This window comes from Paractinoplanes ovalisporus, assembly GCF_016834655.1.
GTDB classification, from domain to species: domain Bacteria; phylum Actinomycetota; class Actinomycetes; order Mycobacteriales; family Micromonosporaceae; genus Actinoplanes; species Actinoplanes ovalisporus.
The window spans coordinates 169661-181836 of record NZ_JAENHP010000014.1; the positions used below are offsets into that span (position 1 = coordinate 169661).

10 protein-coding genes are annotated in these 12176 nt (G+C 71.9%); 4 read left to right on the forward strand and 6 right to left on the reverse strand.

All coding sequences use genetic code 11. From position 1 onward, the window contains the following. Positions 1–23 precede the first annotated feature (23 nt). Genes JIG36_RS33170 through JIG36_RS33195 form a run of 6 tightly spaced genes read right to left on the reverse strand, consistent with a single transcriptional unit; the run spans position 24 to position 6202 of the window. Complete coding sequence (locus JIG36_RS33170; RefSeq protein ID WP_203380357.1) at positions 24–1448, reverse strand: FAD-dependent oxidoreductase; 1425 nt, start codon at positions 1446–1448, stop codon at positions 24–26. After that, positions 1445–2398 (reverse strand): phosphotransferase family protein, encoded by a 954-nt coding sequence (locus tag JIG36_RS33175; RefSeq protein ID WP_203380358.1) that lies wholly within the window; start codon positions 2396–2398, stop codon positions 1445–1447. Before JIG36_RS33175 ends, JIG36_RS33170 begins: the two co-directional genes overlap by 4 nt. Continuing rightward, positions 2398–3657 (reverse strand): hypothetical protein, encoded by a 1260-nt coding sequence (locus JIG36_RS33180; RefSeq protein ID WP_203380359.1) that lies wholly within the window; start codon positions 3655–3657, stop codon positions 2398–2400. The genes JIG36_RS33175 and JIG36_RS33180 overlap by 1 nt, the downstream gene beginning before the upstream one ends. Before the next feature lie 3 nt (positions 3658–3660). Further along, positions 3661–4617, reverse strand: a complete 957-nt coding sequence (locus JIG36_RS33185; RefSeq protein ID WP_203380360.1) for a transketolase family protein — start codon at positions 4615–4617, stop codon at positions 3661–3663. Continuing rightward, the gene (locus tag JIG36_RS33190) at positions 4610–5458 is read right to left on the reverse strand and encodes a transketolase (protein WP_203380361.1); all 849 of its coding nucleotides are present in this window, start codon (positions 5456–5458) and stop codon (positions 4610–4612) included. Before JIG36_RS33190 ends, JIG36_RS33185 begins: the two co-directional genes overlap by 8 nt. 9 nt (positions 5459–5467) lie before the next feature. Next, a complete protein-coding gene (locus JIG36_RS33195; RefSeq protein WP_203380362.1) occupies positions 5468–6202 on the reverse strand; it encodes a class I SAM-dependent methyltransferase in 735 nt (244 codons plus the stop codon). A 429-nt stretch (positions 6203–6631) separates the two neighbouring features. Between JIG36_RS33195 and JIG36_RS33200 the strand changes: the two genes are divergently transcribed. The 4 genes from JIG36_RS33200 (at position 6632) to JIG36_RS33215 (ending at position 12105) form a co-directional block, all read left to right on the forward strand. Beyond that, entirely contained in the window at positions 6632–7678 is a 1047-nt protein-coding gene (locus JIG36_RS33200; RefSeq protein ID WP_203380363.1) for a tRNA ligase subunit PheS family protein, read from the forward strand. Positions 7679–7691: 13 nt separating this feature from the next. Further along, positions 7692–9971: a phenylalanine--tRNA ligase subunit beta-related protein gene (locus JIG36_RS33205; protein WP_203380364.1), complete on the forward strand. Its 2280-nt coding sequence runs from the start codon at positions 7692–7694 to the stop codon at positions 9969–9971. After that, positions 9968–10909 carry an LLM class F420-dependent oxidoreductase gene (locus JIG36_RS33210; protein ID WP_203380365.1) on the forward strand — a complete coding sequence of 314 codons (942 nt, stop codon included), beginning with the start codon at positions 9968–9970 and terminating at the stop codon, positions 10907–10909. Before JIG36_RS33205 ends, JIG36_RS33210 begins: the two co-directional genes overlap by 4 nt. 155 nt (positions 10910–11064) lie before the next feature. Further along, entirely contained in the window at positions 11065–12105 is a 1041-nt protein-coding gene (locus JIG36_RS33215; protein WP_203380366.1) for a LuxR C-terminal-related transcriptional regulator, read from the forward strand. Positions 12106–12176 lie beyond the last annotated feature (71 nt).

Below are 12176 nucleotides of genomic sequence, written 5' to 3' on the forward strand. Positions count from 1 at the left end.
GGGACTCCTTTCCGCGGGCGCAGTCAGTCGCGCAGGATCGATTCGGCGGCGACCAGACCGGTTGCCGCGCCGTACGTGACGCCGATGATCTTGGAGGAGCAGTCTCCGGTGAAGTAGAGCCCGGCCGCGCTGCTCTCCATGTCCGGCGAGAGCTCGATCGCGGGGTACAGCTTCTCGACGACCGGTGCGGCGACGACCGTCCGCGGCCCGATCAGCCCGGGTGCCAGCGCCTCCAGGCGGTGCACCATCCCGGCGATGTCGGCGACGCGCTCGGGGCCCATGGCGGCGGCCAGATCGACGTCGGCGGCATAGATCAGGCTGCTGCTCGGCCGCTCGGTCAGCCGCTCCCGGCCCAGCATCTCGACCAGCGGCTGGACCACCGGCAGTCCGCCCCCGGCCTGGTTCACCCGCCGGGCGAAGCCGAGCGCGTGCTCGGTCCCGTCGGCGCCGGCGGGCACGTCGACCGTGGTGACGATGCCGAAGTTCGTCCGCTTGGTCGGCGTCGTCAGGCAGTGCTGGCCGTCCAGGATCACCGTGTCGAGGAACGAGTACTGCATGATCCGGCCGCCGTCACAGACGCAGAACGTCCGGACCGGCTCGCCGCCGTCGTTGAGGAACGTGAACTTGGGGTTGTGGCAGGAAGCGGTCAGTGGCGCCGCGACCTCCTGCGGCATCTCCAGCCGGACACCGACGTCGACCCGCCGGGCCGGATCGTGGGCGATGCCGTGCCGCTGCAGCAGGGGACGGATCCAGTCGAGGCCGAGCTTGCCCACCGCCATCACGACGGACCGGCTCCGGAACTGCGTGCCGTCCGAGAGCCGCAGCGACCACACGCCGTCCTGCCGGTCCACATCCTCGACCCGGCAGCCGGTGCGCAGGTGCAGGCCGTTGGCCTCCGCCTTGAGCAGCAGCGCGTCGACCATGGTGAGCGCGTCGTCCACGGTGATCGCCTGGGACACGGCCTCGTCGGCGGCCGCGAAGCCTGTCCCGGCCGTACCGCCGGCCGCCTCGATGTGGGTCCCGGCCGGTGGCAGACCGAACTCGGCCATCAACTCGTAGACCCGGGCCACCTCGGCCGCGGCCCGGTCGAAGTCACCGAGGGTGCGCTCCAGCCCGCTGTACGCCCGGACCGCCCCCGAGCTGTCCTGCTCGATCTTCGAGCGGGACAGGCCGCGCACGTACCCGAGGTTCGTGTCGAAGTGGAAGGCGGCCCCACCCAGCCCGGTGAGGCAGTCGCACCGGTTGCACTGGAGACGGAACTTCTCGGCCGGGCGCACCTGCTGGCCCCGCATGCGGGCGGAGACGCGTGGGCACAGGCTCGCCCGCATGCCGCCGCCGGCCTCGACCAGGGCGACGCGGGCGCCGCCCTGGGCCAGGCGCCAGGCGGCGAACAGCCCGGCCGGGCCGCCTCCGACGACGACGGCATCCCAGATCGCGGGGGTCGTCATCGGCCGTCACCGTTCTCGGCCTCGAAACGGGCGGCGAACGGGCCGAAGAACAGGTGCCCGGCGGGCCGGCCCTGGTCCTCGATCCGGCGGATCATCCACCGGCAGAACAGCGGGGTGAGCTGGAGCAGGTCGTGCACCTGGCTGCCGGTCCGTTCCGCGTACCGGCGCAGCGCGTGGTCCGCGGCCGTACGGAACGGGTTGTCCTCGTGGAACACCCGGTCGTAGAGCCAGTCGAAACCGCGGTCCACGTAGTCGGGGAACGCCACCAGACCCGCGGTGAGCACGATGTTCAGCGCGTCGAGGGCGGGCAGGCCGACCGGGCGGTAGTCCTCCCAGTCGATGATGGCGAGGCCACCGTCACCATCCACCCGCAGATTCCACGGACCGAGGTCACCGTGCGCCGGGCCGACAGCCGCGCCGTCGAGGTAGCGCAGCGTGTTCGGTCCGATCCCGGCCAGGCCGGGCAGGTAACGGGCGGCGACCTCGGCCGCGGACTCCCGGCTCGCGTCGCCGTCGCTGGTGTGCAGCACCGCCGCGAGATCGACGGCCGCGCCAAGAAGCGCGGGCCACTCGTGCGCCGGGGCCTCGCTCATCGCCTGCGGGAAGTCGCGCGACGGTACGTACGTCATGGCGAAGCCGCGCCGCAAGCGCGCCACCGGCTGGGGGCTCGGCACCCCCACCCCGGCCGGGGCGGACAGGACGTCCCATTCCCGGTCGACCATCGTGTCCTCGAGATCGAGCGGCACCTTGGCCACCAGCCGCGGGACACCGTCCACCGACGACCGGACGAACAACCGCTGGCGCTGTTTACGCGCGCTGCGGGGGACCCAGGCGTCGAACGAGAGCCGGTCGCGGCCGGCGCCGTCCAGGTCGCGGTGCAGGGCGCTGAGCTCGTCCGCGATCGACTCGGCGTGGTCGCGCTGGGGCGCCTCGGCGAGGCTGTCGATCATCACCGGACACCGCCGATCAGGGCGTCGGACGACTGCTGGATCAGTTCGCCGACCAGATCGGCGAACGACTGGCCCTGCAGCAGGCTCTTCAGTTCCCGGACGCCCTCGGCGCGACCCTCGGCGCCGACGGCCAGGAAGGCCTCGATCCTGGTGTTCATGCCCTGACGGAACCGGTCGTAGCGGTCGTCGTCGGACAGGACGCGACCCACCTCCTCGACGATCGCGGCGGTGCCGGCGAAGTCGTCGGCCGGAATGTCGTAGTCCTCGATCAGGTCGGCGAACCGCGCTCCCAGGCGGTGGAAGCTGGTGCCGCCGAGACTCTCCAGGTTGGCCACGTGACCCGCGTGCTGCTCCGGCAGGGCCATCGGGAACTGCCCCAGCAGCAGCGACTCGTGGATCGCGGTCAGCCCCGGCGTCAGCATGTAGTTGCGGGCCGTGGCGACGGCCGGCAGGAACTCACGCTGCGGCAGGCAGCGGAACTCGGCCGTACGCCCGCCGACCCGCACCACCTTCTCGCGGCCGGCCCCGTATCCGCCGCCGCAGACCGCGATCCGTTCGAACTCCGGCCGGTCGGCCATCAGATCGGGCACCCAGCGCGCGATCAGGCGCAGGTAGTCGTTGTGGTGGTCGTAGTCGAGCAGGAAGTTCTTGAAGCCACCGAGGTTGATCAGCAGGTCGTAGCCGTCCCGGTCGCCTTCGGGCACCCCGGTGATCGCCGGCTCGTCGACGATCGGGCCGGTGACGTGGATGTTGCGGGCCCCGAGCTCGCGCAGCCGCTGGGCCCGTTCCGGCACGCCAGGGAAGGTCTGCACCAGCGAGCTTTCGGCCAGCAGATGCGCGGCGTAGATGCGCTCGTGCGGGGACAGCGCGGCGAAATGGGCGTCGAGCTTGGCGTAGTCGCCCCGGGGAGCGGTCGCGCACAACGCGGCGATCTCCGCCTCCGGGGTCCGCAGCTGCCAGAAGGCGAGCAAGCTGTCGAGGAACATCGTCGGGCGGTCCGCGGCGTAGGCCCGGAAGACCAGCTCGGCATCCATGACCGAGACGACGTGGTCGCAGTCCGCGACGAGCCCGCCCAGCAGCGCGGCGTCGGTACCGACATCGACGACCTCGTCGAACGCGCTGGCGTTACGCTGCGCGAAGTCGGCCGCCACGGTGACACCGGCGAAGATCCGGTGGTGGTGCGGGAGCAACCGGGACAGGGCCGTCAGCTTGGAGATCGGCCCGAAGCCGCAGCTCTGGGCGCCGAGGAGTATTCGCATCAGTCACTCCGGATCGGTTTCGGGGCCGACAAGGGCACGCGTGATCGTGTCCTCGCCGATGCCGTAGAAGGAGAAGAGCTCGGCCCGGTCGCCCACCGGTGCGGCGCGGCCGTCGACTGCGAGGGCGGTGAACCGCCCCTGCCACCGACCGGCCAGCGCCATCGCGGTCCGGGCACCGAGGCCGCTCGCGGCGACGTGTTCCTCGACCGTGACGACCGTGGACGCGGCCCGGGCGGCCCCCAGGATCTGTTCGGTGGGGAAAGGCTCCAGAACGGTGAGGGCGAGCACCCGGGCCGGGAGGCCGGCGGCACCGGCGCGCTCGGCGGCGCGGACGGCGTCACCAACAGTCGCGCCGAGCGCCACCACCAGAGCCGGGCCTGCTGCGCCGAGAATCTGTGGCGCGTCCCAGGAGAACTTTTCGTCGCCCTGGAACACGATCTCGTCGTCCCGGGCGCCCAGCCGGACGTAGGCGGGACCACGGTGCCGGACCGCCGCCCGGACCGCCCACGCGGCGTCGTGCCGGTCGACCGGGCACAGCACCCGGGTGCCGGGCATCGCTGCCATCGCGCCGAGGTCCTCGGTGATGTGGTGGGTGGCGCCGAGCGTGCCGTACGACAGTCCGCCGCCGACCCCGAGAAAGGTCACATCCAGGCCCGGGCGGCAGACGTCGAGCCGGATCTGCTCGGCGGCCCGGCGGACCAGGAACGGGGCCATCGTGCCGACCACCACCCGGTGGCCGTCGCGGGCCAGACCGGCCGCCACCCCGACCAGGTTGGCCTCGGCGATGCCGACGTCGATGAACCGCCGGGGGAACCGCCGGGCGAAACCGGCGGCCAGGGCATGGCCGTCCGCCGCGAGCACCATCAGGTCCGGGAACTGCTCCCCCAGGTCGGCGAGAACGTCCGCGACCACCGGTCGCATGCCCGCGCGGGGCCGTTCGGCCGTGATGGTGTCAGTCATGGCCACCGCCCACATCGCTGCCGCCCGTGGAATCGACCGCGGCCAGGGCCTCGGCGAGCTGGGCGGCGTCGAGCACGCCGACGTGCCAGGCGCTGCTGTGTTCCATGAACGGGATTCCTTTGCCCTTGACGGTCGTCGCCAGCACGACGGACGGCCGGCCGGCCTGGGACTCGGCCCGGTCCAGGGCCGCGGTCAGCGACACCGGGTCGTGGCCGTCCGCCGTGCGGACGTTCCAGCCGAACGCCCGCCACTTCTCGTCGAGCGGTGCCAGGTCCAGCACCGCGGAGGTCGGTCCCTCCTGTTGCATGCCGTTGAGGTCCACCACGGCGGTGAGCCGGTCCAGGCCCCGGTGAGCGGCGTACATCGCCGCCTCCCAAACGGAGCCCTCGTTGAGCTCGCCGTCGCCGAGGACCACGTACGTACGGCGGTCGCTGCCCGCCAGGCGGGCGGATTCGCAGAGCCCGGCTCCGATGGACAGGCCGTGACCGAGCGCGCCCGTGGACACGTCGATCCCGGGCAGGCCCTCGGGTGGATGGCCGGGCAGGCGGGGTGGTGGGTCGGCGGTGAGCAGCCCGAGTTCGGCCAGCACCGCGTACAGGGCCCAGACCGCGTGGCCCTTGCTGAGCACCAGGCGGTCCCGGGTCCGGTTCCCGGCCGTCGCCGGTCCGAGGCCGGCCCGGCACCCGAGGGTGTGCAGGATGTCCACCACCGACAGCGACGATCCGAGGTGGATCGCCTGGCCGGCGGCGTACCGCAGGATCCGGCGCCGGAGGGCGGCCGCGACGTCGGTGCGGTCGCGCACCCTCGGCGCGGCGTCGTTCCGTGCGTTCCGGTCACTCATCGGCGCCGGTCAGGCCTCGTCGCGGCGGAAGACTGACACCACGTTGCCGGACCGCGCGTTGAACGGCTCACCGTTCCAGCCGCCGTACCGCTCGACCAGGCGCATTCCGCACAGGCGGGCCATCAGGTCCATCTCCGAGGGCCAGACGTAGCGCAGGAACGCGGGGTACAGCTTGACCCCGTTCTGCGAGAAGTGCAGGTGCTGCTCCAGGATCTGCTGGGTGGACGGGTCGTGCTTGTCCGCCTCGATCAGCACGTGGTCCAGACCCATGTCGTGGACCTGCATCCAGGAGTTGCGCCGGAAGCGGGTCGGGTCGGGCATGAACGCCTCGACGACGAAGTGCCCGCCCGGTTCGACCGCGGCCGCGGCGCTGGCGAAACAGGCGAGTTGCTGTTCCTGGTCCTGCAGCGCGTAGATGGTGTTGAGCACCAGGAACGCGAGGCGGTAGGTCCGGTCGACGGTGAACGACGAGATGTCGCCCTCGGTGACCGGAATTCGCTCTCCGCCCTCTTTCTCGCGCAGTTTGGCAATCATTTCCGGCGACGAGTCGATCCCGTGCACCTCAATTCCGCGCTCGACCAGCGGAATAGCGATCCGGCCGGTCCCGATGGCGAGTTCGAGGGCCTCACCACCCTGCGCGAGCTTGGCCAGGAAACTGACAGCGTCGTCCGGCCCGGGCCAAGGGAGTCCGTCGTAGATCTGCGACCAGCGGCTGCCGTACGTTTCCGCGTCCCATGTGGTCATGTTGGTCCAACCCCTCCTCGATAAGGCTTCGTGCCGTACGTTCAGTTGCCCCAGCCGGTGTCGCCCCCGTTCGGCGCCGAGGTGGCGCCGAGGTTCACGAGCCGGCCCGGAAGTTCTGTCGATCGGTTCATAACGTGCTCCCCCGTGATTTGTCCTATCGAATTCGCAGCGACCGGTTTATCGGTGCCGCAACGAGGAGAACCGTATCGAGAGAACGCTCTCTCGAAGTCGCCCGTGACCTCTGGAATTGCTGTCTGGCAGCTAATACCCACCCGGACAATTCGGACGTTGCGGTTATTGATCCAACTTTCCGTCGACGGCATTGCCGTATCGGCCGGGGTGACTGAAGATATGTCCACCGCCCGCCGTGTCCGCGCTCTTCGCGCCCGGCCGCGCCATTCCCGTGACGATCTCAGGAGGTATCCCGCCGTGCCCGCATCCCCCGAGGTGGCGACGACTCTCGAGGCGGTCCGCTCCGCCTACCGTTCCGCCCTTGGCGCGTTGCGCGACTGCCCGGGGCCGGAGCTCACCGGATGGCACCGGGATCATCTGGGCCGGCGGTCCGCGCTGGCCGCCCTGCGGTCACGCGTGGGCGCTCTGCCCGCCGAGGACCGGGCGGCCGCCGGCCGGGCGGTCCGCCAGGCGGCCGACGATCTCGCCACGGCCCTGGCCGACCGGCGGGAGCAGACGGCGGCCGGCGATCCGGCCCCGGCCGACCGGGTCCGCCTCGACCCGACGCACATCCCGGACACCCCGCCGCCGGGCGGCCGGCATCCGGTGAGCCTGATCCTCGACGAGGCGGCCGCCCACTTCGCCGCCCTCGGCTTCGTGTTCCGCGACGCGCCCCAGATCGAGGACGAGGCACACTGCTTCGACCTGCTGGGGGTTCCGGCCGACCATCCCACCCGCAGTCCCGCGCACACCTTCTACGCCGAGGGCGCGGCGGTCCTGCGCAGCCACACCACCGCCTCCGTGCTGCGGGTGCTGCGGACCGAACCGGCCGGGCCGGCGTCACGGTTCGTCGTGGCCGGTCCCTGCCATCGCAACAACGTGCCCAACGCGCGGTTCGTGCACCAGTTCCACCAGTTGGAGGCGGTGGCGGCCGGACCGTCCGTGCGGATGAGCGATATCAAGGGACTGGCCACGGGTTTTGTCGACGCGGTGCTCGGCGACGGGTTCGACCCGCGGCTGCGCTTCCGCCGATTCCCGTACGTCTCGCCGGGGCTCGCGGTGGACGTCGAGTGCGCGCCGTGCGGCGCCGAGGGCTGCGGCCTGTGCCAGGGCAGCGGACGGCTGGAGATCATGAGTGGCGGGCTGCTGGCCGCCGGGGTGCTGCGCGCGGCCGGCTGGCCGGAGGACCTGCCGGTGGCGGCCCTGGCGATCTCGCTGGAACGGCTCCTCGCAGTCCGGCACGGGCTGGGCGACATCCGCCACTTCCTCCGTAACGATCTGCGCCTGCTGGCGCAGGCCCGGTGAAAGAGGAGACATCATGCGTGTACCGCTCTCGTGGCTCAACGAGTTTCTGAGCAAGCCCGTGACCGTGCGGGAGGCCGACGACCTGCTCGGCACCGCCGGCATGGCGATCACCCGGGTCGACGTGCCGGGGTGGCGCAGCCCGCGGATCGTCGCGGGACGTCTCGGGGAGGAACGCGACGGGACGACATTCGCGGCCCTCCCGGCACCGGAGCCCGTGCGGCTGCCCGCCGGCGCCCGTCCCGCGCCGGGCAGCATGGTGGCGGTCGCGCTGCCCGGGGCCCGGCTTTACGCCCCTGGTTCCGCGGGGACGGCCCACGGGCTCGACATCGTCCCCGCCCCGGCCCGCGACGGTGACCCGGTCGGGCTGGTGTGCACGCCGGCCGGGCTGGGGCTGGGCCCGTCCGGTACGGCCATCGTCCTGCCGCCCGCAACCGCACCCGGCACTCCCGTCGCCGCGGCCCTCGACCCGGCGCCGGCGTCGGTGGCCGATGACATCCTGCATCTGACCGTGCCCACCGAACTCGCCGACTGCGACGGCCTGTGGGGTCTCGCCGGGGAGATCGCCCAGCGCGACCGCGACCGCCACCGGGTGACACCGCACGGCGAACCGGGCCCGCACGGCGACGGCGACACCATCCGGCTCTCCGTCGACGGTTGCGGGTGGACGGTCTGCGCGGCGATCCTGCCTGGGGGCGCGGCCGAGCGGATGCCGGATCTGCTCCGCGACCGGCTGCGGCTGACCGGCCTGGACGACGACGATCCGGTGACCGGTGCGGTGCGCGTCGCCGCTTACGAGTTCGGGGTACGACTGGTCACGGTGGAGCTGTCGGCGGCCGGGCCGGTCGACGTCACCGTGGGCGGGGATCAAGCAGTCCGGACCGGTCCCGCCGTACGGTGGCCGGCCGAGCTCGCGGTACACGTCGCCGCCCGTACGCCCGAAAACACCGCGCCCCCGCGCCTGCTCGTCCTCGCCGCCGCCCGCACCGAGGTGTCCGCCGACGGCGACCGGTGCGACCGGGCCGTCCACCGGGTCGCCGCGCTGCTCGCGCCCGGCCGCCCACCGGTCCGGGCGACCACCGAGGGTCCCGCGGCCCCGCGCCACGAGATCCTGGTCGATGTCGCCGACACTGGTTCGCGCCTCGGCCTGCCGCTGTCCACCGACGAGTGCGCACGCCTTCTGACCGGACGCGGGCTGACGGTCCGGGCCGCGGGCCCCAACCGCCTGGTGGTCGCGATCCCGGCGCACCGCACCGATCTGCGCACCCGGCCGGATCTGATCGCGGAGATCGTCCGGCTCACCGGTTACCGCGCGCTGCCGGGAACTGTGCCGGGCGACCCGGTGCCGCCACCGCGCGACGACCGGTCCGCCCGGAGCCGGGCCGCGCGTGACGCCGCGGTCGCACACGGGTTCCAGGAGGTGGTCACGCCGATGGTGATCGACGCGGACGCACCTGTCCGGACCTCCGCCCTGCACCTGCACCGGGGCGGGAGCCGGACCGGGCGCATCGTCCGGCGCAGCCTGCTGCCCGGCCTGGCCGCCGTCGCGGCGGCCCAGACCGGCCGGCGCGGCCGGCACCTCGACCTCGTCGAGACCGGCGCCGTGGTTCTCCCCGAAGCCGGCGATCACCGGGAACGGCCCCAGCTCGCGGTGGTCCGGGCCCTGCCGGAAGGATCCGGACCGGACGCCGCCGAGACGGCGTTGCATCAGGTCGGAGCGGCCGTCCGGTCGGCGGCACGCGCCGCGGGCGTGCCCGTTCTGACAGTCCGGGCCGCCGAACGGGCACTGTATCGGCCCGGCACAGCGGTCGAGTTCGTCGCGGCGGGCCGCTGTGCCGGGTGGATGGGCCTGCTGGCCGGGTCCGCGCTCGGGGTACCGGGGACCTGGACGTTCGCCGCGGCCGAGGTCGACCTCGTCGCGCTGCTGGCCGATCCGGCCGTTCATCGCCGGCTGGTCGCACCCCCGGCCCAGCGGACCATCGAGACCGACGTCAACCTGCTCGTACCGGACGAGGTCCCAGCCGCCGAGCTGGCCGGACTGCTGCGTGCGGGGCCGGCCGCCCTTCGCCGCGCGGGCATCGTCGACGTCTACCGGGACGCGCGCCTGCCCGACGGGCATCGCAGGGTGACCGTACGGCTGGAGGTCGCCTCGGACTGGCGTCCGGTCACCCGGCAGGAGGCGGCGGCCGCCTGCGACGAGGCGATCTCGGCGATGACGGAGCTCGGTGTCCGGCGCTGGACGCCACCGCAGGAACAGAGCACACAGGACAACAACAGAAACGGTGTGATCCGATGACAACAACCAAGGTCGATCTGCGCATCTTCGTGGAGCCCCAGCAGGGCGCGAGCTACGCGACGCAGCTGGAGGCGGCGCAGCTGAGCGAGGATCTGGGGTTCGGCGGTTTCTTCCGCTCGGACCACTACCTCGCCGTGGGCGCGGTCGACGGCCGGCCCGGGCCGAGCGACGCCTGGACCACCCTCGCCGGTCTGGCCCGGGAGACCCGTTCGATCCGGCTGGGCACCCTGGTGTCACCGGTGACCCTGCGATCGCCGGGACCGCTCGCGATGCAGGTCGCCCAGGTGGACGAGATGGCCGGCGGCCGGATCGAGCTGGGACTGGGCACGGGCTGGTACGCCGAGGAGCACACCGCCTGGGGCCTGCCGTTTCCGGAGCGGCGCTTCGACCTGCTCGAGGAACAGCTCGAGGTGATCACCGGGATCTGGCGTACCCCGGAGGGCGAGCGGTTCACCCACACCGGGAAGCACTACGAGCTGGTGAACTGCCCGGCGTTGCCGAAGCCGAGCCAGCGCCCCGGTCCCCCGATCATCGTCGGCGGCAAGGGCGTGCGGCGTACCCCGGAGCTGGCGGCCCGGTACGCCGACGAGTTCAACATCGGCTTCGTCCGCCCGGACCAGGCGCGCGAGCAGTTCGACCGGGTCCGCGCGGCGTGCACGGCGATCGGCCGCGACCCGGGCGAGCTGACGTACTCGATCGCTCTGGTCGCGTGCTGCGGCAGCAGTGATGCGGAGGTGGCGGCCCGGGCGCGGTCGATCGACCGCGGGGTAGCGGAAGTTCGGGCAACCGGGCTCGGCGGATCGCCCGCGGAGATCGTCGACAAGATCGGCCGCTATGCCGAGGCGGGTGTGCAGCGCATCTACTTGCAGGTCCTGAACATGGCCGATTGCGACCACCTCGAACTCCTCGGCCACCAAGTCCTGGGACGGTTGGATTAACCGTTTCATCTATCGAGGGGAAATCGATCGGGGTTGCGGGTGATGAAGATTACCGGCTAGATTTCGAGCCGGTTGGCGATGCGGCCCGCCGCATCTGCACAACTGCGCTTGCTTCTCGGGGGAGAACATTGCATGAGTCACCCAACATTCCCGCATTGGATGACCTCGCCATTGCCGCGTACCAATGCGTTCTGCAGACGGGAAGGCGCGACAACGAAGCCCTGATCAGGGCCCACGACGTTTCCGCGGCCGCTGCGGCCACCGCATTCTCCACTTTGGAGACATTGCATCTGATCGAGCGGGTGAACGACACGACGTGGGTCGCGGCGAACCCGGATCTCGCCATCGGCAGCCTCGTGACGCCGATGGAGGTCCAGAGCCGGCGGCTCGCCGAGATGGCCGAGCAGCTGCGCACCCAGGTGCGCACGCTGGTCCCGCTGCACGCCGCCCACCGCGATCCGACGGAGAACGAGTTCGCGACCGTGCTCGACGGCCGCGCGGTGAACCGGCTGATCGAGGTCGAGGCCGACCGCTGCGCCGAGGAGGTGCTCGCGCTGCAGCCCGGCGGGGGCCGTCCGGTCGAACGTCTTGCCCAGGCGCAGAAGCGCGACCTGGGGCTGCTGCGCCGGGGCGCCCAGTTACGCACGGTGTACCAGCACGGATCGCGCTACCACCTGCCGACATCCGGCTACGTGGAGACGCTCACCCGGGCGGGCGCCGATTTCCGTACGGTCGACGAGATCCCGGACCGGATGCTGCTGTTCGACCGCCGGGTCTGCTTCCTGCCGATGCGGTGGCGCACCGATCCGGACGACGTTCCGAATGGCGACGCGCAACCGGAAACGGGAAGTGGCGCAATTGTTATCCGCCAGCCTTCGCTTATCTCGTTCCTGGTGAAGATGTTTCACGTCACCTGGGACCGGGCGGAACCATTCCAACCGCACAGTCCACAGCCGGATAAAATCTCCGACCAGGTGAAGAACGCCATTCTGCAACTCATGGCCACCGGCGCCAAGGACGAAGTCATCGCCCGCCGCCTCGGCTTCTCGGTGCGCACCTGCCGCCGGCACATCTCCGAGGTGATGCAGAGCCTCGGCGCGGACAGCCGGTTCCAGGCCGGCGTGCAGGCTCAGAGCCAGATGATGGTGCATCCCCGGCCCCGCGCCGATCACGCCCGGGTGTCCGATTCGGAGTGATTCGTAGGCCTGGCGATGACGTGCCACGCCGGTTGTCCCACCCGGAGATCCCTGGTTCGCACCGACCGCCG